This window comes from Microvirga pudoricolor (assembly GCF_016892705.1).
Taxonomy (GTDB): domain Bacteria; phylum Pseudomonadota; class Alphaproteobacteria; order Rhizobiales; family Beijerinckiaceae; genus Microvirga; species Microvirga pudoricolor.
The window spans coordinates 209,055-235,210 of the sequence record NZ_JAFEMB010000004.1; the positions used below are offsets into that span (position 1 = coordinate 209,055).

At 60.5% G+C, this 26,156-nt stretch carries 18 protein-coding genes and 1 pseudogene; 7 read left to right on the forward strand and 12 right to left on the reverse strand.

What is annotated here, in order from left to right; all coding sequences use genetic code 11:
• Window positions 1-32 precede the first annotated feature (32 nt).
• Window positions 33-914: a LysR substrate-binding domain-containing protein gene (locus ILT42_RS14900; RefSeq protein WP_204216410.1), complete on the reverse strand. Its 882-nt coding sequence runs from the start codon at window positions 912-914 to the stop codon at window positions 33-35.
• 192 nt (window positions 915-1,106) lie between these two features.
• On the opposite strand from ILT42_RS14900, the gene ILT42_RS14905 reads away from it, so the two are divergent.
• From ILT42_RS14905 to ILT42_RS14930, 6 genes are all read left to right on the forward strand, one after another.
• Window positions 1,107-2,099: a hydroxyacid dehydrogenase gene (locus ILT42_RS14905; protein WP_204216411.1), complete on the forward strand. Its 993-nt coding sequence runs from the start codon at window positions 1,107-1,109 to the stop codon at window positions 2,097-2,099.
• 50 nt (window positions 2,100-2,149) lie between these two features.
• The gene (locus ILT42_RS14910) at window positions 2,150-2,827 is read left to right on the forward strand and encodes an RraA family protein (RefSeq protein ID WP_204216412.1); all 678 of its coding nucleotides are present in this window, start codon (window positions 2,150-2,152) and stop codon (window positions 2,825-2,827) included.
• Between the two features lie 174 nt (window positions 2,828-3,001).
• Window positions 3,002-3,958, forward strand: a complete 957-nt coding sequence (locus ILT42_RS14915) for a tripartite tricarboxylate transporter substrate binding protein (RefSeq protein WP_204216413.1) — start codon at window positions 3,002-3,004, stop codon at window positions 3,956-3,958.
• Window positions 3,958-4,422 (forward strand): tripartite tricarboxylate transporter TctB family protein, encoded by a 465-nt coding sequence (locus ILT42_RS14920; protein ID WP_204216414.1) that lies wholly within the window; start codon window positions 3,958-3,960, stop codon window positions 4,420-4,422. Before ILT42_RS14915 ends, ILT42_RS14920 begins: the two co-directional genes overlap by 1 nt.
• 10 nt (window positions 4,423-4,432) lie before the next feature.
• Window positions 4,433-5,941 carry a tripartite tricarboxylate transporter permease gene (locus ILT42_RS14925; RefSeq protein WP_204216415.1) on the forward strand — a complete coding sequence of 503 codons (1,509 nt, stop codon included), beginning with the start codon at window positions 4,433-4,435 and terminating at the stop codon, window positions 5,939-5,941.
• A gap of 382 nt (window positions 5,942-6,323) precedes the next feature.
• Window positions 6,324-7,601 (forward strand): alpha-hydroxy acid oxidase, encoded by a 1,278-nt coding sequence (locus ILT42_RS14930; RefSeq protein ID WP_204216416.1) that lies wholly within the window; start codon window positions 6,324-6,326, stop codon window positions 7,599-7,601.
• A 1,213-nt stretch (window positions 7,602-8,814) separates the two neighbouring features.
• Here ILT42_RS14930 and ILT42_RS14935 read toward each other — a convergent pair.
• Window positions 8,815-15,321 carry an autotransporter outer membrane beta-barrel domain-containing protein gene (locus tag ILT42_RS14935; protein ID WP_204216417.1) on the reverse strand — a complete coding sequence of 2,169 codons (6,507 nt, stop codon included), beginning with the start codon at window positions 15,319-15,321 and terminating at the stop codon, window positions 8,815-8,817.
• Window positions 15,322-15,688: 367 nt separating this feature from the next.
• Between ILT42_RS14935 and ILT42_RS14940 the strand changes: the two are divergent.
• Window positions 15,689-16,781 (forward strand): annotated as a pseudogene (locus ILT42_RS14940) (IS3 family transposase).
• Window positions 16,782-16,977: 196 nt separating this feature from the next.
• Here ILT42_RS14940 and ILT42_RS14945 read toward each other — a convergent pair.
• From ILT42_RS14945 to ILT42_RS14990, 10 genes are all read right to left on the reverse strand, one after another.
• Complete coding sequence (locus tag ILT42_RS14945; RefSeq protein ID WP_204216418.1) at window positions 16,978-17,430, reverse strand: PaaI family thioesterase; 453 nt, start codon at window positions 17,428-17,430, stop codon at window positions 16,978-16,980.
• Between the two features lie 495 nt (window positions 17,431-17,925).
• On the reverse strand, window positions 17,926-18,942 hold the full coding sequence (locus tag ILT42_RS14950; RefSeq protein ID WP_204216419.1) for a zinc-dependent alcohol dehydrogenase family protein: 1,017 nt from the start codon (window positions 18,940-18,942) through the stop codon (window positions 17,926-17,928).
• Window positions 18,943-18,951: 9 nt separating this feature from the next.
• Entirely contained in the window at window positions 18,952-19,773 is an 822-nt protein-coding gene (locus ILT42_RS14955) for a citryl-CoA lyase (protein ID WP_204216420.1), read from the reverse strand.
• Window positions 19,774-19,776: 3 nt separating this feature from the next.
• Window positions 19,777-20,706, reverse strand: a complete 930-nt coding sequence (locus ILT42_RS14960; RefSeq protein WP_204216421.1) for a polysaccharide deacetylase family protein — start codon at window positions 20,704-20,706, stop codon at window positions 19,777-19,779.
• Between the two features lie 4 nt (window positions 20,707-20,710).
• The gene (locus ILT42_RS14965; RefSeq protein WP_204216422.1) at window positions 20,711-21,604 is read right to left on the reverse strand and encodes a polysaccharide deacetylase family protein; all 894 of its coding nucleotides are present in this window, start codon (window positions 21,602-21,604) and stop codon (window positions 20,711-20,713) included.
• A gap of 6 nt (window positions 21,605-21,610) precedes the next feature.
• The gene (locus ILT42_RS14970) at window positions 21,611-22,360 is read right to left on the reverse strand and encodes an ABC transporter ATP-binding protein (RefSeq protein ID WP_204216423.1); all 750 of its coding nucleotides are present in this window, start codon (window positions 22,358-22,360) and stop codon (window positions 21,611-21,613) included.
• Window positions 22,350-23,120 carry an ABC transporter ATP-binding protein gene (locus ILT42_RS14975; RefSeq protein WP_204216424.1) on the reverse strand — a complete coding sequence of 257 codons (771 nt, stop codon included), beginning with the start codon at window positions 23,118-23,120 and terminating at the stop codon, window positions 22,350-22,352. The genes ILT42_RS14970 and ILT42_RS14975 overlap by 11 nt, the downstream gene beginning before the upstream one ends.
• Window positions 23,117-24,004: a branched-chain amino acid ABC transporter permease gene (locus ILT42_RS14980; protein WP_204216425.1), complete on the reverse strand. Its 888-nt coding sequence runs from the start codon at window positions 24,002-24,004 to the stop codon at window positions 23,117-23,119. The genes ILT42_RS14975 and ILT42_RS14980 overlap by 4 nt, the downstream gene beginning before the upstream one ends.
• A 101-nt stretch (window positions 24,005-24,105) precedes the next feature.
• Complete coding sequence (locus ILT42_RS14985; RefSeq protein WP_204216426.1) at window positions 24,106-24,963, reverse strand: branched-chain amino acid ABC transporter permease; 858 nt, start codon at window positions 24,961-24,963, stop codon at window positions 24,106-24,108.
• A 34-nt stretch (window positions 24,964-24,997) separates the two neighbouring features.
• On the reverse strand, window positions 24,998-26,137 hold the full coding sequence (locus ILT42_RS14990) for an ABC transporter substrate-binding protein (RefSeq protein WP_204216427.1): 1,140 nt from the start codon (window positions 26,135-26,137) through the stop codon (window positions 24,998-25,000).
• Between the last annotated feature and the right edge of the window lie 19 nt (window positions 26,138-26,156).

Below are 26,156 nucleotides of genomic sequence, written 5' to 3' on the forward strand. Positions count from 1 at the left end.
GACCTCGTCAAGCCTGACCCGGAAGCTTGGCGTCATCGCTCCACCCCATACTCGCCGCTGAAACTCACGAGGTGTTGGTGAAGCCTGTCTATGACGATCGTACGCGTGCTCGCGCGGCGCTCGATGAGGCCGATTTGGCGATAGACTTGAGGGTCTCCAAACGGGGCTGCCACGACCTCGCCAGGGGCCTCCTTCAAGGCCGTGTATGGGGCCACCGATGCTCCGAGCCCGTGGACGACGCTACCGACGACGGCTGTCATGGTGTCGATTTCCGCAATCAGGTTCGTGACGATCCTGCTCTTCGCCAGTTCGGTGTCGATCAGTTGTGCCAAACGGTACCGGCTGTTGAACCTCACATACGGGAGAAGCGAGAGCATTTCCGCCGCGGGGATCTGCGGCGTCCCTCGCGGTGCGATCGCGAACAAGGGCTCGCTGATGAAGGGACTCCACCTCAGTGTCGACCCAATCCCAGGATGGTCCGCCACCATCGCCGAATCCAGCCTTCCCGACACGACATCGTTCAACAATTCGTCACTGTTGGCGACATGCAGCTTCAGCCTGAGGTCAGGATAGTCAGCCTTCAAGGCGACGAGGGCCCGAGGCAGGAGTGACAATGCGCTCGAACGAACGGACCCAATCGTGAACGTACCGGCAATCGCTTTTCCGGAGATGGCATCGATCACGTCATCCGCAGATCGCACGAGGTTGCGTGCCGCGTCGAGCATTTGGAGACCTTGACTGTTGAGCGTCATCGGCCGGGTGGAGCGGTCGAAGAGTTCGGCCCGAACCTCACTCTCCAGGGCTTGGATCTGCTGGCTGACGGCAGACGGGGTCAGTCCGACGGCGTCGGCAGCCTTGGCCAACGTTCCATGCTCTACGATTGCGATGAACGTCTTTAATTGACGCGTATCCATCTCGCCAATCCCGAATGTTTATTCAGAAAATCTGTAAATAAATGTCAGAATTTTTCGATTTTTTCAAGAAATCTCTATGTTACGAATCGTGACCAATAAGACACCGAGAAAAACTTCGGGATTAGGGAGGATAAGATCCAAGGCGCGATAGCCTCGCTCCGCGTCCTCGCTCGTCCTGACCGCGAGGACAGCATGGACAGCCGCAACATCCTGGTTACCGGACCGGCCATCAACGAGCAGGCCGTCAAGCTCATCGCCGATAACGGCTACAGTGTAGCCTATGTCCCGCCCTACACGAACGAGGATGATCTGGTCCGGATCGTCGCCGAGGTCGACCCGGTGGGGGTCGTGGTCCGGATGGGGCGCTTCGGGGCTTCCGCCATTGACGCCGCACCCTCGCTGCGCGTCCTCTCCAAGCACGGCGTCGGGGTGGATAATATCGACATCGACGCGGCGACCCGCCGGGAGATCCCCGTCGTTGTTGCCGCTGGTGCCAACGCCCGCTCCGTTGCCGAGCACGCCATTACGCTTATGCTGACCACCGTCAAACGCGTCGTGCCACTCGACGGCGGTCTGCGCGCCGGCCGTTGGGAGAAGGCCGGGTTTTCCGGCGTGGAGGTCGCAGGCCTGACCATGGGCCTCGTCGGCTTCGGCGCCATCGCTAGGCACACGGCCGTGTATGCGAAGGCTCTCGGTCTCGATATCCGCGCCTTCGACCCCTTCGCCGATGACGCGGCTTTTGACGAAGCTGGTGTCATCCGCGATGCAGACATCGAGGGCCTGCTTGCCGCTTCCGATATTGTCAGCCTCCATTGCCCCCTGACACCGCAAACGCGCAACCTGCTCGATGCCAAGTCCATTGGGCTGATGAAGCCTGGATCTTTCGTCGTCAACACCGCTCGCGGAGGTCTGATCGATGAACATGCCTTGGTCCAGGCCATCGACAGCGGCCATATCGCCGGTGCCGGTCTCGACACCTTCGCGGCGGAGCCGCCCTCACAGGATCATCCCTTCTGGAGCCGACAGCAGATCGTCGTGACACCACATATCGGAGGCGTGACTAAGCAGGCTAATGCCAGGGTCGGAGTTGACGCGGTCGAGGGGATCCTGGCCGTCATCCAGGGTCGCGATCCGGGCCGGGAGAGGATCGTGAACTACCGCGCGCTCGCCAAGGCATCGACCTGAGTGATGCCTGTGTCGGACTTCCACAAGCGAACAACTATGAGGAGAAGACATTGAGCATAGGATTTAGGGTCCGCAACCGGGAGCGCGCCGTCGACCTGGAATGGGTCGAGAAGTTCAAGGAGCTTCCCGTCGCCAATGTCAGCGACAGCATGTTCCGCATGAGTGCTGCCGGAGCGCAACTTCGCCCGATGCACCGGGAGGGCAAGCTTGCGGGTCGAGCCTTGACCGTGAAGGCGCCGCCCGGCGACAACCTGATGCTGCACAAGGCCATGGACATGGCTGAGCAGGGTGATGTCATCGTCGTGGATGCAGGCGGCGAGGTCACCCATGCCCTTATGGGTGAGATGATGCTCGACTACGCACGCAGACGCGGAGTCGTCGGCTTCGTCCTCAACGGCGCCATTCGCGACGCCGACGCTTTCCTCGAGATGAACGTTCCATCCTTTGCCGTCGGTGTGACCCATCGCGGGCCGTACAAGAACGGCCCAGGCGAGGTGAACTGCCCGATCGCCATCGGTGGTATGGTCATCATGCCGGGCGACCTCGTCCTTGGCGATGCCGACGGCGTGGTCGTCGTACCGATCGATGATGTCGCGGACGTCTACGAGAAGACGGTGGCCAAGCACGCCGCCGAGAACAAGCAGATGGACGCCATCAAGTCAGGGACCCACAAGCCGACCTGGTTCAACGACACTCTCGTCAAACAGGGTTGCGAACTGCCAGCCTGAGTACGTCCGAACCTCGGGCACGGAAACAGACAGGACCGCATCCGCCTTTCCGGCGGGCGCGGGCAACAAGAGGCCGCCATCGGTGCACGATGTCATGGCCCCGCACCACGAAGCCGTACCCGAATCCACCCACGCCCAATCAACTGCAACGATCACCGTCCAAGGGAGAACGCCATGAAGAACCTGATCCGGAATACTGCACTTGCCACGACGATGCTGCTTGGCATCGGAGCCGCTCATGCCGAGTGGCCCAGCGATCGGCCCATTGAAATGATTGTCGCCTTCGCCCCGGGCGGCGGCACGGACGTAATGAATCGGACGCTCGCGCCCTACATCGAGAAGGAACTCGGCGGGAAGATCACCATCCTGAATCGGCCCGGCGCCTCGGGTGAGATCGCCTACACCGCGTTGACCCAGGCCAAGCCCGACGGCTACACGCTGTCGTCCCTCAACACCCCTGGCTACCTGACGATGCAGATGGACAGAAAGGTCCGTTTCGATCCCAAGAAGCTCTGTCTGGTCGCTCGTATCGTCGAGGATCCGGGCTCGTTCATCGTCCAGGCGAACTCCCCGTACAACTCTCTCAAGGATTTGGTCGCCTTCGCCAAGGCCAATCCGGGCAAGGTTACCGTCGGCACGACGGGACTCGGCACGGATGAGCATCTCGCCCTGCTGCAACTTGAGAAAGCTGCCGGCGTGGACCTGACACCGGTCACGTTCAACGGTGCCAACGAGGCCAGGACGGCTTTGCTCGGCGGCCATGTCACAGCCATCGGAATCAATGTCGGCGAATTCCAAAGTGGCGACAGGTCGGCCTTCAAGTCGCTCGGCCAGTTCGCCGATCAGCGATCCGTCATCGCGCAGGACCTTCCGACGGCCAAAGAGCAGGGCTTCGATGTCATCATGAGTTCGGAGCGCGGCATCGCCATGGGGTGCGATGTTCCTGAAGCCATCCGGACGAAGTACTCGGATGCGGTCAAGAAGGCGCTCGACAATCCAGAGTTCCAGGAAAAGGCCAAGCAGCAGTCGCTGCCTCTGTCCTACCGTTCGTCGGAAGATTGGAACAAGGAACTCCCGGCGCGGGCGGAGCGGCTCGGTGAGGTCTGGAAGCTCGTCAAGGAACAGAAGTGATGGCCGGCCCACGCAAGGCTGGCGGCACCGGGGACCGTCCGGATCTCCTGACCGCCGCCCTGTTCGTGGGTCTTGGTGCGGTCGGCCTCTGGGCCGGGCGCGACCTGACCATGGGCACCGCCGCCGCGATGGGGCCGGGGTACCTGCCGAGGATCGTCTGCTGGCTCCTGATCCTCGTCGGGCTGACCGTCGGCGGGATGGGTCTCTTCCGGGCCCGCGAGGACATCACGATCCCGAACCTTCGTCCTCTCGCCGTCATTCTGCTTTCGGTCGTGGGCTTTGCCTTCACCGCCGAGTACTTCGGCTTCGTGGCCGCCTCTGTCTGGCTGCTCTTGATCGGAAGTCTCGCGGACCGCGAGTCCAGATGGCGCGAGGTGATCCTGCTCACGGCCGGTCTGACCGCCTTCGGTGCATTGGTCTTCATCGTCGGTCTCGGCGTCCAGTTGCCGATCTGGCCTTTCTGAGGAACGGAACATGGAATTCCTCGATCTTCTCATGCTTGGGTTCGGCGAAGCGCTGAACCCGACGAATCTCGCCTTCTGCCTTTTGGGCGCGCTCCTCGGCACGCTGATCGGCGTGCTGCCGGGCATCGGACCGACCGCCACGATTGCCGTGCTGCTCCCGATCACGTTCTATCTCCCTCCGTTGGCGGGTATCATCATGCTCTCCGGCATCTATTACGGGGCGCAGTACGGCGGTTCGACCACGGCCATCCTGGTCAACCTGCCGGGCGAGGCGTCATCCGTGGTGACCGCGATTGACGGCTACAAGATGGCTCAGAACGGGAAAGCCGGTTCGGCCTTGGCCGTTGCGGCGCTCGGATCCTTCTTTGCCGGAACCGTCGCGACATTCGGCATCGCCATCGCAGGCCCGACGCTCTCGTCTTTCGCTCTCTCGTTCGGCCCCGCCGAGTATGTGGCCCTGATGCTCTTCGGCCTGCTTGCGGCCACGGTGCTTGCCCGAGGGTCTGTCCTCAAGGCGATTGGCATGATCTTGTTCGGCTTGGCCCTCGGCATGGTCGGCATCGATGCGGCTTCCGGTGAGGAACGCCTGACCTTCAGCGCAATCGAACTCTTCGACGGCATCGATTTCGTCGTCATCGCCATCGGCGTCTTCGGCTTCACCGAGATCATCGAGAACCTCGAGAACGTGGAAGCGCGCGGCGTCCTGGTTCGCAAGCTCAGCCGCCTCTGGCCCACGCGGGAGGACTTTCGCAAGGCTTGGCCGGCTGTCCTGCGCGGCACGGGTGTAGGAACCTTCCTGGGCATCCTGCCGGGTGGCGGTGCGACGCTGGCGGCCTTCTGCGCCTATTCCCTGGAGAAGAAGGTCGCGAAGGATCCAAGGGAGTTCGGCAACGGGGCCGTCCAGGGCGTGGCAGGCCCCGAGGCCGCCAACAATGCCGGGGCGCAGTCGTCTTTCATCCCGCTGCTTACGCTCGGCATCCCGTCCAACAACATGATGGCGATGATGCTGAGCGCCTTCATCATCCACGGCATCACACCGGGTCCGACCGTCCTGCAAACCCAGCCGCAGATCTTCTGGGGCCTCGTGGCGAGCATGTGGGTCGGCAACCTGATGCTGGTCGTCATCAACCTGCCGCTGATCGGCGTCTGGGTGAAGTTGCTGACGGTGCCTTACCGCCTTCTTTACCCAGCCATCCTGCTGTTCTGCTGCGTCGGCGTCTATAGCATCAACAATCGGATCTTCGACGTGGTGCTGGCCGCAGGCTTCGGGCTGCTCGGATACCTCTTCCGGAAGGCGAAGTGCGAACCGGGGCCGCTGTTGCTCGGCTTCGTGCTCGGTCCGTTGCTCGAAACGAATATCCGCCGTGCCCTGGTGATCTCGCAGGGAAGCCCGAGCGTATTCGTCGAGCGGCCGATCAGCCTCGTCCTGCTGATCGCCACCGCCGCGATGCTCGTCCTCATGGTCCTGCCGTCCTTCCGCAAGACCCGAGAGGAAGCCTTCCAGGAGGAAGAAGCCTGAAGTCCCGTTTGACGGCCCAACGGGGCAGGTACTGCATCGCGATCCCTACCCCTCCTCCATGAACAGGCGCCTTGCCCCTGTCAGGCAGAGTAAAGAAGACCGTGCTCGGCGGCGACACCCTCCCCGATGGTTCTCAGTCGTATCCGTGATGCGATGAGGAGCGGGTGGCACGGAGTTCGTGCTCCGTTGCGGGGGGACGATCGCACTTTCACCATCGGGTACGTCCCTTTCCTTGCTGAATGGGCGTGAGGGTGCCCCAAGCTGCCGGAGCACTCATGACGTTCGCCCAGCGCGCTCGTCTTATCCGGCGCAAGATCATCCTGAAGAGCCTCGATCGGTGCGAGGCGGGCCCGAAGACGACGATGGCCGCAAGGAAGAAGACATGAAGGACAGTTCGGACATTCCACGCGGCATCGAGCGGTCCCCGACGAATCTGGACTCGGCGCCCGTCAGAGACATTGCACCGGCGCCTGCCGCCCTCTCGCGCCGTCTGCGCGGGATCCTCTCGCTCGACGACTTCGAGAATGCGGCACGCCGTCACCTGCCACGCCCGATCTTCGGGTACGTGTCAGGGGCCTCCGAGACCAATGCTTCCCTTCGCGACAACCGGTCGGCGTTTGGGGAGTTCGGCTTCGTCCCGCGTGTGCTGGTCGGGGTGTCCGAGCGGACGCAGAAGGTCGAACTGCTCGGTCGCTCCTATGCGGCCCCATTCGGGATCGCTCCGATGGGGATCAGCGCCCTGTCCGCCTACCGTGGTGATCTAGTCCTGGCGCGGGCGGCCGGGGAGGCGAACATCCCGATGGTGATGAGCGGGTCTTCCCTCATTCCCCTGGAGGATGTCGCCAAGGCGAATCCTGCGGCGTGGTTCCAGGCCTACCTGCCGGGGGAGCCGGATCGTATCCTCGGATTGCTGGAGCGCGTCGAGCGGGCGGGCTTCGAGTCACTCATGTTGACCGTGGACACGGCGGTTCTGGCCAATCGCGAGAACAACGTCCGCAGTGGCTTCTCCACACCTCTGCGCCCCAGTCTCCGCCTGGCCTGGGACGGCATGATGCGACCGAACTGGACGCTGAACACGTTTCTTCGGACGCTCCTGAAACATGGCATGCCCCATTTCGAGAACTCATATGCGACACGCGGCGCGCCCATCCTCGCCAAAAGCGTGATGCGGGATTTCGGCGCCAAGGATCATCTGAACTGGCGTCATCTGGAGTTGATCCGGGAACGGTGGAAAGGGCGTTTGGTCCTGAAGGGCGTCATGGCCAAGGAGGATGCCTGCATGGCCCGAGATTGTGGTGTCGATGGCATTGTTGTCTCGAACCACGGCGGCCGGCAGCTCGATGGAGCGGTATCTCCCCTACGCGTTCTGCCTGCCATTGCGGATGCTGTCGGAGGGGCCATCCCCGTCATGATGGACGGCGGCATCCGGCGAGGGTCGGACGTGCTGAAAGCTATCGCCCTTGGAGCGAAGTTCGTCTTCGTCGGCCGCCCGTTCTTGTATGCGGCTGCAATCGCAGGCGAAGCCGGGGTCAGCCATGCCATCGACATTCTCTCGACCGAGATCAGCCGCAATATGGGGCTGCTCGGGATCAACTCGCTCGGTGAAATGGGCCTGGACCGACTGATTCACCTCAAACATATCGACGTCGGCAGCATCTGAAATTCATGTCGGCACCGGATCGGAAGGTCCGGGTCTGTGACAGTCCGGCCTCTGGCAATGCCCCGCCATCAAGTGAAACGCCGTCACTGGTCCGTTCGGTACGCCCGCATCCCCACCTAGGCTGGATGTTCAGGACGGTCAAACAAGACGGAATCGGAGCCCCAAAGGCCCTGCTCCAACCTGAATAAGGGCACCTCAGACGATGCTGCCCTGGGATTCGTTAAGGCACCGCACCTCGCGAGCTTTGGCTCACGTAGCAAAAACGACACCAACATCGGCTTGGGTAATGGCGGTGGACGCAGTCACCTGCGAACCTGTCTCTGGGAGCTGTTCCCTGTTTTGCGGGAAAATAGAGGGAAAATTAAGCCAGCTTGCCTCCTTTCGCATTCCTCTCGGGAAAGAGCGATAGCGATATCAGCGTCTTAGCGCCAAAATTCCCTGTCTGGAAAACAGGGAAAGCTTTGGAGAAAGCAGCGACGGAAACATAGCAAAAAGGCAAAGCTCAGTTCCAAACAGCGGCGCTAAGGGTGGGGTTTTCTAGGACAATGTAGTCTGACCGCAGAACCGCGGCATCAGCCTTTGGGTGAATGTCGGAAAGAGAGTCTTAGAATCTGTATAACGCATCTAAAACTCTGGGAGAGGCTGGATCCTACCGGAATCCACTCTGATAGGGCACATTGTCAGGGATTTCCGAAAGCGTCACAATGATCGTCCTCGATCCAACCGAAAACCTACTGGACAAACTTATGCCTGAGGTACTGCTGGGAACCGGTCTAAGGCGACGAGTCCAGCGGCTGCCACGGAGCCGGGCGACCCGCCAGTCATCGTTGAGATCACGAAAGAGAGCAAAGCCACCTCTACATCGACACCTGCAATCTCCATGCACGTGAGGCTGAGATCGTCGCCTTCCGTTTGGGGGCGACCCTGAAGGCATTCAACGCGGCACGCTTTCTGGAGGTCGGTAGATTGAGCGCCTGCGAGAAAACTCTCCGCTAGCCGGACTGAAAGCGCGAAACGCTCCTTATCGAAGGCGGAACTCCCCTATGCGATGATCCATGCGTACATCTGGATCCAACTCTCTCATGAAAGAACCCAGGTTGGGCCTGAATCCTATCGCCTGGGGTGAGGCTTCTTCTTCGCGGTCAAGCATTGTTGACGGTAGGTTGGGGCTCCTCCGCCGAAGAGTGCTCTTGGGGACTCTCGTGGATAACCGTCAGAACCTGACGGCGAAGCGAAGGCTTCCCTCCTGACCAAGGTAGTCCTCACCGAACTGGGCCTTGTACTCGGCCTTCAGCTCGTATCCTGAGGTGCTGAAGATCTGGACGCCACCCGAGACGTCGCCGAGAAAGTTGGGGAGGCGAGCGCTTGCGTCGTACCCACCGAACGGATCCGTTGATCCTTGCAACCGAACACGGCTGGTGAACTCGTCATCCGTTAGGAAAGTCACGCCGACGCTGGCGTATGGGCGGAGCCAAAGCTGCTCGGACAAGTCGATGCGTCCGCCGACTTCGATGTTCGGGCTCGCGGCGAAGATCAGATCCTGGCGGCGGTCGACCGCCAGAGCGAAACCTGCCGGTCCGGTTTCCATATAGCGCGGCGTGTGGCTGTAGAGGACGTCAAGGTCAAGATAGGGACGCACGTACCAGGATGAGTACGCGAATTCATAACTCGCCCTGAACCGCGCACCTGCCGTCAGCGTCTCGCTGTCGCTCGTCGTCATCCAGCGCATGGGCCCGACCTCATTGAGGCGGCTGTGGTCGTACCAGCCGTAGCCGAGGTTGAGGGAACCCGCGAGCAGCCAGTTCCCGAGCTGACGCTTCAGCGACACGGAAACATCAGCGGCGTCGCCATCCACCTTCGACGTGCGGCCGGTGACCGACAACGACTTGCGTCCGTAGGATGCCGACAAGCCCGTAAACCAATCGGGAGCGAATTCGCGCTGATAGCCGATCCGCGCATCGACCCCATCAAGCTTGTAGCCAGTCACGTCCGTGGAGCCGAACTGAGAGGTTCGGCTTGCCGTTATCCGGCCCCAGGCGCAGTCGCCCTCCTGAAGAAGGGTCCCCGCGTCGACGAAGCTCGGACAGCTCATCACGGAGCCGAGGGATGTTCGCGACTGGCTGGTCTGTGCAACGACGGCGCTGCCGACATCCTCAGGTATGAAGGCGCTCAGGGCCTTCATGTATTCTCCGGCCGAACCGATATGCGCGAAGCGTGCGAAGAGTGGCGCCTGGGCAATGGAGCGTGCATTCCAAGAGGACTGCAGATGCTGCGCGGCATTGATTTGGTTCCTGGAGAGAGCAATCCCTTGCGGCGATGTGAAGTTGGCACTGGGCGTGATATACAGGCTTTGACCGGACCGGCTCACGTCCCAGGTGATCGGAACCACCTCGCTGAGGCGGCCGGGTCCGCTGACATTCGCGCTCGACGTCAACGTCTTGGTGGCCCGCAATACCTCATAGCGGTCGGGCAGCAGCGCCGAAATCGTTGGAGAGATGGCCCCCTCCACCTCGGCCGATCCCGTCACGCTGAGGCGGCCCGAAACAGGCGCCTGATCTGGGCTCTCCTGATCGATCTCGACCGATAGGATACCAGCGGAGGTCTGTTTGAAGTTGCCTGTCAGCGACGTGCCCAGACGCGGCCCGCCTGCATGGAGCGTGCCTTCGTTCGTGAAAGTTCCTCTGGCGCCGAGATAGAGGATTCCGCTGCCGCTCGCACCAGTCGGATCCACATAGCCGCCCTGCTGGTTGTTGAACGCATTGACCTCGTTGGTCCTGCCGCTTGCCAGGTCGACGCTCCCTTGGATCATGCCTTGGTTTTCAACAGTCTCACGACCGAAGGAAGCGGATATAGCCGTGCCCGAGAGCGCGCTGACCAGCGAGCCGCTGTCGATGGTCAGCGTGTTGGAGGCTCCTCCATCGATGCGGACGGCGGCGCCGGTTCCCGAACCGCCCGAAAGGGTGCCTGCATGACGGATCGTAATGTTTGCACCTGCCTTCGACGGATCGAGGTTCCTGATATTCGCCTGGACGCCGCTTTGAGCGAATATGCCGTCGCTGTCCTTGCCGGACGTATCGATCAGACCGCGCGTTTTGATGTCAATGATGCCGCCTTGGCCGATGGTGCCCGACCGATTCTCCTTTCGGGTCACGTCCTTGACGAAAGCACTGTTCGCGTTGGCGACAAGACCGCCGCCCCCGCCGAGGCTCTGCGCGTGAATGCCGTGCGACTGCTCGCCCGTGGTCGTGATGGTGGTGAACCCGTCATCGGCAGACGTGACCGTGATCTTTCCGCCGTTGCCGCTCGATCCATTGAGGAACTCGTAGGTCATCGGCTGGTCCGCCTGTCCACCGCTGTCCCAACTCCCGGCGTAGCCTCCGCCGCCGCCGATGGATTGCAGCACGATTGCACTGGAATCGTTCCCGGTGGTGCTCACGGACGAGCCCGCAGCGAGCTTCACCTCTATTGCGCCGCCGTTACCGGCTGCCCCGCCCGAGCCGCCAATTCCAACCTTCACCTTGGCGACGCCAACTTCTTTCGTGTCAGTGTTCCCGCCGAGGCCGCCGCCTCCGCCAATGGATTGCGCAAGAAGTCCGAAAGCGCCTCGACCGGCCGTGCTGACGACCCCCTTGTGGTCGATGGTGACGGCTCCGCCATTTCCCCCGACATAGCCTTCGCCGCCGAATTTCAGATCCAGGGACGGTTTCGGGAGGATCGTGGTGTTGGGATTGTAGGTCGCATCCCCCGACGTAACGGCGCCGAGTTTCTTCAAAAGCTTCTCGGCGGCCTGCAGAGCATCCTGTTCCTCGGTCGACTGGCTGGAGACGAAGTACTGCCGTTTCAGGGGATCTGCCGCGTTCGAGAAGAAGGTGCCACCTCCACCGCCGATGGATTGCGCAACGATGCCGTGCGCGTTGGCGCCCTGAGTTGAAACCGACCTGGTGTTGGTAACCGTGACCTGACCGCCGTCGGAGATCGAGGGCTGCGCCTTGGTGGCCTGTCCACCCTTGCCCCCGACGCCGACATTGAGTGACAGCGAAAGAGTATCGGCATTGGCCGAAGCGCCGCCAATGCCGCCACCGCCGCCCACGCTTTGCGCAAGAATGCCGAAGGAGGATTGTCCTTCGGTTGCTATCGCCCCATGGTTGGTGACGCTGACCCTTCCGCCGAGCCCCCCACCGGCTCCGTTGCCGCCGATGGCGATCGTCGCGTTCAGCTTGTTGTTTCCGTTCGCATAGGCCCCCCCGCCGGAGCCGCCGCCGCCGCCGACACTCTGGGCCAGGACACCGTACGAATTCGCGCCCGCTGTTACAACCTCGCCGTCATTGGCCAATGTCACGTCGCCGCCGTTGGTTCCAGCGCCGCCGGAGCCGCCCACACTGACGGTCAGGCCTGCATTGGGAACCTTGATCTGTCCCTTTTCCAGCTCTTTGTTGTACTTCTCGATGTTCTCCTTATATCGGCGGGTCGCGATCTGCGTGGCCGCAAAGAAGCCGGCCTTCATGAGTCTTTCGTCGACCGGCTTGTTGCCGTTGAACATATCGGCATCGAAGCCGACCATGGCGTCCTTGATGCCCTTGAAAAACTTCTTCCGATCAGGCTCGCTGTCGATAACCTTCTTAATGTCCGCATTTATTTTATAGTACTTGCTGAACTCTTTCACGAGCTGCGTGAGGTAGCCTATGGTGAAATCGGGTGTGCCCTTCTGCGTCCCCGTAAAGCCTCCGCCCATGCCACCGCCACCGCCGACGCTCTGCGCCAGGATTCCGTGCGAGCCCTCGGACCTCGTCTCGACGCGCCCTTTCGCGAGGTTGTTCACGGTGACGTCCCCACCTTGTCCTGCTCCGCCGCCTTTCCCTCCGATGGTCACGTTGGCGGAAAGCGTTCCCTCTCCGCCACCGTTGAAACCTCCGGCCATTCCGCCGCCCTTGCCGATGCTTTGCGCGAAGATGCCGGTGGAGTTGCTTCCGTTGGTCAGGATGCCGCCACTATTGGTGACGGTAACGGTGCCGCCCTTACCCCCTGCGCCGCCAGACCCACCGATCGCGATGTTCGCCGTGATGGAATCCGCCAGCGAGAGCATCCCCACATACGTGTTGAGCTGCTTGTTCTCGACTCCGACCACTGTGGAGGTATTGGCAAGGCCGCCGATGCCGCCGCCTCCGCCGATGCTGGCGGCCGACAGTCCATTGGAAAACTGGCCGCTCGTGGTGAGATACCCGGAATTCGCGACCTTGACGTTCCCGCCACCGCCGCCACTGCCGCCCGAGCCCCCCAGAGCGACGCTGGCGCCGATGTTCAAAGTCGCGCCGAGGAGCTGGTTACTCGTTTGAGCCGAGGCGGCGATGCCGCCGCCGCCGCCGAGGCTGAGCGCTTGGACCGCGCCGGATTGCGTACCTGCCGTGGTGATGCCGGCATTGTTGCCGAGCGTCACGGCTCCACCCGTTCCGCCCGTACCTCCGCTCCCGCCGAACGCAAACGTCATGGCGATCGACGGCAACCCGCCTGCGGAGAGGACTGTCGCGTTCGCAGTAGCGGATCCGGCCATACCGCCGCCTCCGCCGATGCTCTGGCCGAGGAGGCCGAACGCGTTTGATCCGGTCGTCTTCAGGTTTGAGGTGTTGGACAGCGTGACGGCGCCGCCGTTGCCGCCTCCGCCACCATCTCCGCCGATGGCGAGCGTCCAATCCGTGATGATACCAAAGGACGTGCCGGTGGCATCGCCCGCCACCCCACCCTTGCCGCCCACGCTTTGGCCAAAAATCGCAGCTGAGCCCACGCCCGAGGTCGTGACCGAGCCCCCGTCGGACGGCTCGAGCGTGACGGCGCCGCCCTTGCCGCCAGAGCCGCCGCCGCCGCCAATGGCGACGGTGAAGCCGAGACCCCCCGACTTCGCCGAACCGCCGACCCCACCGCCGCCGCCGACGCTCTGGGCAAGGAACCCGAAGGCGTTCTCGCCCTCCGTCTTCACGTCGCCGGAGTTTTGGATGGTGACCGCTCCTCCGTCGCCGCCCGACCCCCCATTGCCGCCCTTTGCGGCAAAGAAGCCCCATGCGGACTGGCCGCCATCGCCACCACCCTTGATGGTCTGGTTCTTGATGTCATCGGCGATCTGAAAGGCCGCGAGGGCATCCCCGCCACCGACGCTCTGGGCCACGACCGCGCTCGCGCCTGATCCGGCAGTCGTGACCGTCCCTTCGTTGACGATCGAGACGCGTCCGCCCGTCCCCGCATTGCCGCCGGGCGCGCCACCGAAATTCAGGAAGTTGCCGCTGCCGCCGAGACCACCGGTTCCGCCGACGCTTTGCGCGAAAATCGCGAAGGAGTAATCGCCTTTCGTCGAGATCAGGCCGTTGTTGGACATGACAACTTGCCCGCCGCTTCCGCCGTAGCCCCCGCCTGCCGTGGAGCCGCCGTCCGGCGTTCCGATGCCGCCGTTTCCGCCAACGCTCTGGAGGGAGACGGCAGGCGCCCGCGACCCGAGCGTCGTGACGGTGCCGCTATTGGCGACTTGAACGGAAGGATCCGAGGCGGTGTCGTTGGCGCCTCCACCGGACCCGCCTGACCCGCCGACTTTGATAACGGCCCCAAAGGCCGTGGCCCGCCCGCCATTGCCGCCCGCGCCGCCGACGGATTCCACGAGAACAGCCGGCGCATCATCCTGGCTGGTGGAGACGCCGCCCCCCGGCAGGATGCTCAGCTGCGCCTTTCCGAGGGTGCCACCCATCCCGCCGTTCCCAGGCGTCGAATCGAGAACGCCGCCATCGTTTCCGCCATCTCCACCGCGTCCGCCGAGAGACGACAGGTAGATGGCCAGCGAGTTGCGGCCTTGGGTCTCAATGCTTCCTCCCAGTGTCAGGCTGGTGATGCCACCGTCGCCGCCGAGATTTCCGTGGGTCGGGAAGGTCAGGAAGCCGTTCGTATCCCCTCCGGCCGCGCCTTGACCGCCCTGGGAGTACAGGCGCAGCACCGTCACGGGCGCGCTGTTAGGAGCGCCTGAATTGGTCGATTGAAGGGTTGCTCCCGCATCCACGATCGCCGACACCGTTCCGCCCATCCCGGCCTTGGCGGTGCCGGGGCGCGTCTGGCCGAGCAGGAAGTTCCCGCCAATCCCCGACGCGCCACCCAGGCTTCCCAGAGTCACGAGGCTCGCCAGCCGTCCTGACGCCATCGAAGCATTCGTCTTGAAGGCAATGTCCCCGCCGCGTCCACCGGCCCCCGGCGGACGGCGCCCGTTGTCGCTGGAGTCGAGGACCGCATCGCCACCATCCCCGCCTTGGGAGAAAAGCCAGACCAGAGGGAAAGATGCCTGGACACCAGGACTGCCGAGATCCCGCAGCATGCCTTCATTCATAAACGTGACGGTACTGCCGTTGCCGCCAGGAGCCGCAGCCGCGAGACCGCTGCCCTTCCCGCCGTCACCACCGTAGGACGCCATGTTCACGACCCCTACCGTCAATCCGACCTGGGCCTGGATCGTGCCGCGGTTGGTCAAGGCGAGGGGTGCCGGGGTCACCCCGTCCGTCGCATCATCCGTCGAGAAGAGGCCCGAACTCCCATCGGCGCCGTTCGTGCCGATCGACCTTAGATGAACGCTCGGATAGGTCTTGCCGATCTCATAAAAGATTTGCGCATTTGCGGGCTCTAACGAGACCAGGATCGAGAAAACAGACACGCTCAGCATGAGGCCTGACGAGACAGGAACGCTGGTATTGATCACGGACAAGCTCGCTCACGATGCAAAAGACTATAGCTTCTTGCCTTTGACGTGATGTACCTGATTTATGCAATACAACTTTGGGGAAGTCGTCAAAATGCCACAATCAAAACATTGTTTTACTACAATGTAACATCATTTGATGTGATTTTCCGGTTAAGTGCCGCATTCTTGGACTCCATCCATCTGCCTTGCCAGGATAGAGTTCGCTCCGGCTGCTTCCTTCGGGGGAAATCGGTGAAGGGAGCAGGCTTCGAGACCCCGAAGACGCCCGCCGGAAGGGCGGCTTTATCGTCGACCAAGACTGACCTGACTGGGTGGAATTGGACTAGGTTGATTGAGAGAATTGACCTGGAACAAGGAGCCCCCCATGCTGAAGGAGAGGTTTAGTTCGGAGCAGATCATCGCGAAGCTGCGCCAGATCGAAGTGCAGTTGGCTCAAGGCAAGAGCATCGCGCTCGCCTGCAAGGACGCTGCCATCTCGGAGCAGAGCTACTTCCGCTGGCGCAAGGAGTATGGCGGCCTGCAGATCGAGCAGGCTCGGCGCCTAAGGATCTGGAGCGGGAGAACGCCCGCTTGCGCCGGCTTGTGGCCGACCTCTCCCTGGAGAAGCAGATCTTCAAGGACATCTCGCAGGGACCCGAGGGGCAGCGTCAGCAAAACTTGTAAGCCCCGAGCGACGCCGGCAGGTGGTGAGCCGCATTCGGGAGAAGTACGGCCTCTCGGAGCGCCACGCCTGCCGCCTTGTCAGCCAGCCGCGAGGGGCACAGCGCTATGTGCCCATCCTCGCACTCGCTTCGCAGTATGAGCGGTACGGCTACCGGCGGATCACCGCCTTGCTGCAGCGGATCGGCTGGAAGGTGGGGCGGGATCGGGTGCAGCGCATCTGGCGCCGCGAGGGGCTCAAGGTTCCCAAGAAGCACAAGCCTCGTGCTCGGCTCTGGCTCAATGACGGCTCCTGCATCCGACTACGACCTGAAAGAGCCAATCACGTCTGGAGCTTCGACTTTGTCGAGAGCCACACCCATGACGGGAGGAGCCTGCGGATCATGACCCTGATTGACGAGTTCACGCGGGAGTGCCTGGCCCTGAAGGTGGCGCGGCGGATCAACAGCTTCGGGGTGATTGAGACGTTGGCTGACGTCATGCTGGCCAAGGGCATGCCGGAGCATGTTCGTTGCGACAACGGCCCCGAGATGGTCGCCCGGGCTTTGCGGGAGTGGCTTGCGCAGCTCGGCAACAAGACACTGTACATTGAGCCTGGCAGTCCTTGGGAGAACGGATACTGCGATAATTTCAACAGTAAGCTCAGGGACGAGTGCCTGAAGCTGGAGATCTTCTACAGCCTCAAGGAGGCTCAGGTGATCATTGGCGCTTGGCGCGATCACTACAACCGCGTGCGGCCTCACGCATTTTTGGGCTACCGGCCGCCTGCACCAGTGACACTGGAGGCGATCACATAGCAGCTACCCACGTCCGCAATCATGCAGTAGGCTCTCAATATGCCTGGTCCAAAACCCCGGTCAGGTCAGTAGCAGTCGCGATCCTTACTCATGCTCTTCGAGTCCAACACATCTTCTTCGTGAACTCAGAGTGGAGCGATCTGCAATCGCTTGAGTTGGCTTCATCCCATAAGTCCGGGCACTGATACCGAGCAGACTATTCGCGCACCAGAATTTTCCAGATGCCGTTGGCGGCTGCAACCACTCGGGTCCCGACGATGAGATCGGCCTTCATAAAAATAAGCGAGCGTGTCTGGCGCACGACTTCGGCTCGAGACTCGATGAACTCACCGATCTGTACTGCATCCAAAAATTGAACATCCAATTGAATTGTCGCATGAGGCTTGTTGCCGGTATGATGACGCGCCGTCATTCCTAGCGCACGATCGGCAAAAGTCATGATCATCCCACCATGGACGACACCTCGCCGGTTATGATGCTTCGAATCCGACAGGAACGCGAAACGCATTCCACTCTCGGTGGATTTTTGCCAGATTGGGCCGACAAGACCAATGAAGCCGTCGTCTGCAATAGACACCCATCCATGCGAGGCAGGATCGAAAGGTGCGCTCTGGCGTCCATTGTTTGGATTTAGATCACTAACGTCCATTCGCTGGGTCTCCTTACGGGCTCGATCTTGTGCGGATATCTGCTCGACGAGGCAATTAGCCCCGGTAGTAGTCTGAAGCCAGATGGAAGTGTCGTGCTCTTCCTGAGATCATAAACTTCACACATCGACTTAGACTAAAGCGATTGGCCATTCTTGGTTGGAGTCTTGCTGTCTGTCACATAAGGGAAGGTGACGGATCGATGTTGCTCAACGTTTTCGAATTCGTATAGTATAACTGTTGCTTGTGGTCGAATAGTGCGCATGCGCCAGACTGGCTATTATGATACGCATCACAGTGCTCACCGCACTATAAATGAGGCAACGAAAGCGACGGCACTGGACGATCGAAACCGAGATGACTACTCGACTAACCGTCGATAGGCTGCCACAGCCACTGCGACGCTGCTAAGCAGTTACGATTGGTGGCTTGCTGGGACGGAGCCTTCGCAAGTCTACCGTTGCAGCAATCAATCGGAAGTAAAACGTAGCAACTCATCAACTTCCGACTGTGAGCACGATCTTTCCAAAATGGCGTCCACTCTTCAGCTTTAGCAATGCCTCGCCAACATCCTTCCAATCGAATACCGAGTCGATGACGGGACGCATCCCATTGGTCTCTATCGCACGGTTCATGTCTGAAAAGGATTGTTTTGAGCCTACCGAAATCCCCCGCACGCGTGCTCGACGCCGGAAGATCATCAGTGGGTCGATTCGACCGTCGACCCCACCAAGGTAGCCGACTACGTTGATCTGACCAGCAAGGCGGAGAGCCAGTAGTGACTGCGTAAGGGTCTCAGGACCTCCCACTTCGACGACGTGGTCCACTCCTCGGCCGCGAGTAAACGCAAGAACAGAATTGGACCAGTTGGGTTCCTCTCGATAATTGATTGTGGTCGCTGCGCCGAGTTGTAGTGCCTGCTCACACTTCACTTGACTGCTTGACAAGACGATCGCGCGTGCGCCCGACATGACAGCGAACTGCAATGCGAATACTGAAACGCCTCCCGTGCCCTGGATCAGGACATCGTCACCAGCCTTGAGGTGACCTTCGGTCACGAGCGCATGCCAAGCCGTGACAGCGGCACAGGGAAGAGTCGCCGCTTCCTCGTAAGAAAGATGGTTTGGGAACTGGACTACGCCGTCTTGATCGAGCGCAACGTATTCCGCCAGGACGCCCTGCATGGCGCCTCCAAGTTGACGCGTAGGGTCGGCAAGTTCGGACGGCCCCCCATACCAACCCTGCCAAAACGTACCACAAACCCTGTCCCCAATTTTCACTCGCGTGACATCCTTGCCGACAACAACGATGTCGCCTGCACAGTCCGACAGGGGCACAAGCGGAAGGGGGAACTCCCTATTAAAAGAACCCGTAATGATCTCATAATCGCGGTAGTTGAGGGAGGTGGCCCGAATGCGCACCAGGACCTGTCCAGGATTGGGTTCCGGCTTTTCCCGGTCGACCATATGCAAATGCTCAATGGTTCGACCGCCATTCAGAACGACCGCCTTCATGGCACTACCTCAGCGGTCGATCAATGAGCGAGGAGCAGGACCTTCATAGGCATAATCAGATGACTTTGGCACTGGCCCCTTGATGCGCTCCTTGCGGCCACTCTGCTCCCAGGCGTGCGCTATGACGCCAAGGCTACGCGAGAGAACTAAAAGAGCGCGCCCCATGGGCGGCTCAAATCCGAGTTCAAGGTAGACGGCGCCCGCGGCCGCATCGACGTTCATAGGGATGGGCTTTCCCTTGACGGCTGCAATCGCGTCCTCGACCCTTTGCGCCATATGCACGAATTTCCCGTCGATGACGCCTTCCTGAGCCGCCTGCGAAGCGAGTTCCAGGACCCGAGGCGATCGGGGATCACGCTTATGAAAGCGGTGGCCATAGCCGGGGACGAACCCACCATAGGCCTGTGAGCGCTCGAAAACGTCCTGGCCGAGGGATAACAGATCTCCCGTTGACGTCTCATCATTAACCAGACCTCGGAGCAATTCCATGGATTGCTCGATCGCACCCCCGTGTATGTCGCCCAGAACACCGATACCCTCCGCAACCGCCGTGTTCATGCCGACGCCGCAGGTGACAGCCATACGGGCAATAGCGATACTTGGTGCATGGGGACCGTGATCGACACCTCCAAGCATGGCCGATTCCAGGAGACGCGCTTGCGGTGCCGTCGGTAGGTCACCTCGTACCAAAAGCCATAACATGTCGATGAAGCCGATCCGGCCGATCAGCTCCTCGACCGCATATCCGCGTAACCTGATGGAATTTGGTTTCACTTCGGTGATCGATGTCCGCCACCACTGCGACACTTCGTCGTTTCGAACATGGTCCATGTCTTATGTCTCCTGCCGGCCCGTTTGAGCGGGATCCAAGCTATTGAAGTGATCGACCAAGGCTCCCGCTGTCATCATTTCGACGCCAGGGTGGGCTTTGACGAGCTCCAAGGTCTCCTGAAGGTAGCGGATGCGGTGAGGCGAACCGAACACCCAGGGATGCACCCCAATCGCGATGGAGCGCGCGTTTGATGCTGAAACGGCAGAAAGACCATCCAGGGCATCCGATACGAGAATGGGAAACCGATGGGCTGGAAGCTTACGGAGCCAGATGGACTGAACGTCATCCCACTCACTCGGTGCCGGAAGGGCGACCAAGCCCCGAGCGCCATTGTGCCGATACGGTTGCTCATCGTTGGACCAATCGAGCGTGTATGAAAATCCGCAGGCGCTGAGCAGTTCCGACGTCGAGGGCGTTGTGCCGAAATCCTGAGATAGCCATCCTTCGGGTGGTTTGCCGAAGGCAGCCGCGACTGCATCCCGGGAGTTGCGGATATGGGAAGCTTCCTCGTCTCGGCTCATCCGGCTGGTGATCATGCGATTGGCGGTCAATCCATGAGCAATAACCTCGTACCCGCGGGAGGCGATTTCACCGACGATTTCGGGATGAGCCTCGATGGCCCCGGCTCCGACTGCCGCTGTGACCGGAATCTGCAACTGGTCCAGGACGCTGAGCACACGATACAGGCCCACGCGGTTGCCATATTCGCGGGAAGACCATGTCCGGTAATCCGGGGTATAATTTCCAAACTCTCCTTTGAATCGGGGATCACGGTATGAGCCTTCAGGGGCAGTGAGCTCGTAGTGTTCAATTTGGAGAACAATGTAGACCGCAATTGTGCGCCCACCGGGCAGCGCAAATGCTGGCCGCTCCGGCAGAGCCGAGTAGAGGTAGATGGTATGATCCATTCCAGGGCGGCGTTGCGTCGGCATGTCGCTAACTCCTGACAGCTTCTGGCCCGGCTTGTTGAGCATTGTACCAATCGGCGATTTCTTCTCCAGTCGCGAACCAGACTTTTGAATGGGAGCGGATGTAACTCAATGCCCGCTCAAGGTATTTCAGGCGGTGCGGCCTGCCCATGATGTAAGGATGAACCGCGATGTTCATGACCCGCGGATGATCTGCACCTTCACGATAGAGGGTATCGAACATGTCGCGGGCAATAAGCTCGAACTCCGGGCCCTCGCCCGAGTTGGCGTAGAGGACCGAGTCGTTGAGATCCATTTGATACGGGATGCTCAGAAGCTTGCCGTTGCGCACCCGGATGGGCGTGGGCTGATCGTCATGATAGAAATCGCAGTAGTACTTGATGGCGGCTTCCGCCACGAGGTCGGGCGTATTGAGCGTGTGCGATGCAGCTGGCGAGAACCACCCTGCCAGTTGTCGTCCCGTCAGCCGTCGGTATGTTTCGACGCAATCCGTGATGATGGCCCGCTCCTCATCTTCAGGCAAATTCCACAAATATTGCGTATTGTAGACACCGTGGCACATATAGTCCCATCTGCGACGCTCGCAGGCCTCAAAGATCGTCGGGTAATGCTCAAAGTTCGCAAGATTGAGGGAGACGGTGCAGCGGATGTCCAAGGAGTCCATGACATCGAACATCGGCCATAGGCCAACGCGGTTTCCATAATCCTTGGTAGCGTAGCCGAGGACATCGGGGTGAGGGCAGCGCGGCCAAGGATCGCGCACGCCGACGGGGTCGGGCAGGTATTCATAGTGCTCGATATTGGGACAAACCCATACCGCGAGCTGGGCATCATCGGGCCAGGAGAAGCGCTTGCGCGAGACGATCGCGCCTCCCGTAAAGCGGTTTGGATCGTTCAGCATGGGAGACTACTCCTCCGGTCGCCCGAGGTAGGCTCCGGCGACCTTTGGATCGTCGATCAGATCCGACGCCCTGCCGCTTAAGACCGTTCGCCCTTGTTCGATGACGAAAGCCTTGTCGGCGATCTCTAGCGACATGAGAGCGTTCTGCTCAATGAGCAGAATAGTCGTCTTGGTCTTGCGCAAGTCGCTAAGGATCTCAAAAATCCGATCGACGAACTTGGGAGCTAGCCCCATGGAGGGCTCATCGAGCAACAGCAGCTCTGGCCGCCCCATGAGGGCGCGGCCCATGGCCAGCATCTGCTGTTCGCCTCCTGACAACGATCCGGCCATCTGGCCCCGACGCTCCTTGAGAACAGGGAACAGATCAAACACACTGGCCATGATAGCGCTCGCTTCGCCTTTTGGCGTACGCTCAAGAGCGCCCAGTTCAAGATTTTCGACGACCGATGACGCGGCGAAGACACGACGTCCTTCCGGGACGACGCCGATTCCCATGCGGACGAGATGATGAGTCGGGATCCCCGTCGTGGGCTGGCCTCGATAGCGGATCTCTCCGCTGGCTTTCGTCACCGCGTTGAGGATCGCCTTCAAGGTCGTTGTTTTGCCTGCACCGTTCGCGCCAATGAGTGCGACGAACTCGCCACCCTTGACCTCCAGGTGGACATTCTTCAGGGCCCGAATGCCGCCGAAGTTGACGGCGAGGTCGTGCACATCGAGAAGAGGCGTGCCGCTGATGTTTGTTGACTCAAGCAACATGCCGTCTCCTTCCGAGATAGGCTACGACGACATCCTCGTTCCCCTGAATCTCTTGAGGACTCCCTTCCGCGATGTTGCGACCGAAGTTCAGGACGCTGATGCGGTCACATACTGACATCACGACCCGGACCGCATGCTCGACGAGAAGGATAGTGACTCCGCGCGCAACGATGCGTCGCAGGATCGCGACGACTCGATCCATCTCTGTCGGGTTCATTCCGGCAAGGGGCTCGTCCAACATCAGAAGCTTCGGCTGCGTCGCCAAGGCCCGGGCGATTTCCAGCAGGCGCTGCTCACCATATGGCAGGCTTCCCGATATGGCCTCCGCCCGGTGTGCCAGGCCGACATCCGCAAGCAGCCCCATGGCGACGTCTTTGACATGCCTCTCCGCCTCTCCGTTGCGCATGGTCAGGGCCGAACCCAGGCCGTAGCCCATGTGGCGATGCTCGCCGATAAGGACGTTGTCTAGAACGGACATCGCCTTGAAGAGACGAAGGTTCTGAAATGTCCTGGCGATCCCGGCGGCGTTCACGATATTGGGGCGAAGGCCGGCTACGTTTCGGCCGTCGATGACGATCTGCCCGCTGTTGGGAGGAATCACGCCCGTCACGGTATTGATGAAAGTCGACTTGCCAGAACCGTTCGGACCGATCAGGCCATGAATGGTGCCTGACCGGACTTCGATGTGAACGCCCGCCAACGCCGTGAGCCCGCCGAAGTTCTTCGTAAGGTCTGCAACATGAAGGAGCGGTGTCGTCACGATAGCGTCTCCGTCGAACCGACCTGTGGATCCAGCTTGTCTCTCCGTGCCGCCATCTTGGCCCTGAGGACAGATCCAAGCGAAATGAGGCCGCCGGGGAGAAACAGCATGACGAGAATAACGATCACGCCCCAGATGAGGTAATAGTAATCCTGAAGAGGACGAAGCACCTCGGGGAGTACGTAAACCACGAAGCTTCCCAGGATCGAGCCCGCAATGCTGCCGGTGCCGCCGATGATCATCATCATGAAAATTCTGATGGAAACATCGAGGGAAAAGCTGTCTGGGTTCAGGAACCGGATGTAGTGGGCATACAAGGCTCCCGCGAATCCTGCAATTGCAGCCGAAATAACGAAGGCCGAAACCTTGGTGACGGCGACATCGATCCCCATGCAGGCGGCCGCCGTTTCATCATCCTTGATCGCCCTTAACGCCCGGCCGAAGCCCGACGCGACAAGCCGCATCATCAGGTAGACGATAAAGGCCAAGCATATCAGAACGAAGTAATAATAGTTCACATTCGACGTGAGGGATATGCCGGGCAGGGGAGGGCGGGGGATCGACGATACGCCATCAATTCCATTGGTCAGGAAGACCCAGTTGACGGACAGCAGCTGGGCAATGGACCCGAATGCGATGGTGATCACCGCCAGAAAGTGTCCTGTCCAACGCAGAGCCGGGAAGCCTAGGAGCAGACCCGATGTGGCCGTCAGCAGGATGGCCGTCGGCATGGAAAGCCAGAAGGGCCAGCCCTGGTATACGGACAGCAGCGCGGATGTATAGGATCCGATCAGGAAGAATCCGGCATGTCCCAACGAGATCAATCCGCCATACCCGCTGATCAGATTGAGGCTCAAGGTGAGAATCGCGAAGATCACCACCATGATGACAAGGTGGAGGGAGTAATCCGACAGGAACGGCGGAATGACGATCGCCGCGAGAATGGCTGCGAGATAGAAAGGATGATGGCGGCTCATCTGTGAACTCATCGATGATGGGGGAACAGGCCCTGTGGCCGGACCAGAAGAACAAGAATGAGCACCAGGAACGTGAACACCTCGCGATAGTGGGAGGAGATGTAGAAGCCGACGAGATTGTCGAGAACGCCGATTAGAAGGCCGCCAATGAGCGCGCCGATGTAGCTGCCGAAGCCGCCGATGATCGCCGCAATGAAGGACTTGATGAGGAGCGGCAGGCCGAGACCGGCCGACACATAGATGATCGGCGCCAGAAGAACGCCCGCGACGCCTGCAATGCCCGCACTGAGAGCGAAGCCCTCAGCAATCGTGCGGTTGACGTCGATGCCCATCAGCTTGGCCGTTTCACGATCCTGGGAAACGGCGCGCAGGCGCTTACCGAAAGACGTCTTCTGCGAAAGAAAGTGGAGGCCGACGGCCAGGACGACCATCGATGCAATGACCACGAGAGATTGCCGGGGGACGACGATGCCCAGAATGGATAAGGGGCGGCCTTCGATCAATGGAGGGAACGAGTAGGGCTGTCCCCCGTAAATAATCTTGGCGGCGTCCGATAGGACGATCTGCAGGCCGATCGTGACAGTGACAACCGTCATCTCAGCTGCGCCAATCACGGGTCGGATGACAACCCGCTCTGTGGCATAGCCAACCAAAGCGGGTATCAGGACGGCTATGGGAAGGACCAGCCATAAGGGCCAGCCCAACGTGACGTGGCAGGTTAAGGCCACGAACATGGCGATCACCACAAACTCACCTTGAGCGAAATTTACAACCGAGGCAGTGTTCCAGATCATGACGAAGCCGAGCGCTATGAGCGCATAGGCGCATCCCGTCGCGATACCGGAAGTGGCAAGTTGAAAGAACATAGGCTTTCCGTTTGTGGCGATGCGCTGATCGTTATTAGTCTCGGACCGAGACCACCTCGGGTACGAGGTCCTTGTTGTAGCGAATGACGACAGACGCATGGATCATGTCGCCCGTGGGGGCAGACGGATGATAGGTTCCCTGCACACCCGCCCATGTATCGAGAGACTTGAGATACTTGAGAAGCGCCTCTCGGCTCGGGCCAACCTTGCCGATGGCATCCACGATCATGTTGACGGCATCGAAGTAGATGACCGAGTGTCCAATCGGATCTCGCTTGAAGCGCTTTTGGAATGCTTCGTTGAACGCCTTGGATTTATCATCTGGCTTTGTGTGGACCCAGCTCAGTGGCCCAACGACGCCTTCGGCATTCGACTTGGCCAGGTCGAGGAAGATGCTGTCGGCCGAGTTGAAGGCGAACAAGCCGGTGAAGCCGAGATTGTTCAAATCCTTCACCAGAAGGGCGCCTTCCGGTTGGTTGCCCAGGTTGACCACCACATCGACGCCGGACTGGATCATCCGCCCGGCAACCGAGGTAAAGTCCTTGTCACCAACGGCATAAGACAACTCGACGACCGGATCGAGACCGTGCGCCTCTTTCAGGATCCTCACGAAAACATCGCGTCCGGAACGGCCGAACTCATTGTTGGCGTAGGTGACTCCAAGCTTTTTCTTGCCTTCCTGTTTTACCAGGTAGTCAGCTAGGGCTCCCATCCAATCCGTATCGGTCGAGCGGGCTCGGAAGATGTGCTTGTGACCTTCTTGTGTGATGCGCTGGGCCACCGAAGATGTAAACTGCGGGATGCCTGCCTCTGCTCCAACGAAGAGGGTGGGATACGTCACGCTCGACCAATCCGGGCCCATGAAGGCAACGATGGATTTGTCGCCAACGAGGCGGCGAATGGCGCTCAGGCCGACATCCGGCTTCGCTTGGTCATCGACAACGACCAGTTCGAAGGGACGCTTGCTGCCATCAGGCAACGCCACACCACCCTTTTCGTTGATGAGATCCACCGCCCATTGAGCAGCTTCCCGTATCCGCTCTCCGTTGTTTGCGCCAGGTCCTGTGAGGACGGCATCCAGTCCGATCCGAACCGGCTCCTGGGCAGAGGCTGGCAGATAGGCAAGTGCCAACAAGCCTGCGGTTAGATAGGAGAGAAAGTTTCGCCGTTTCATTGTGTTCCGTCCTTCGTGT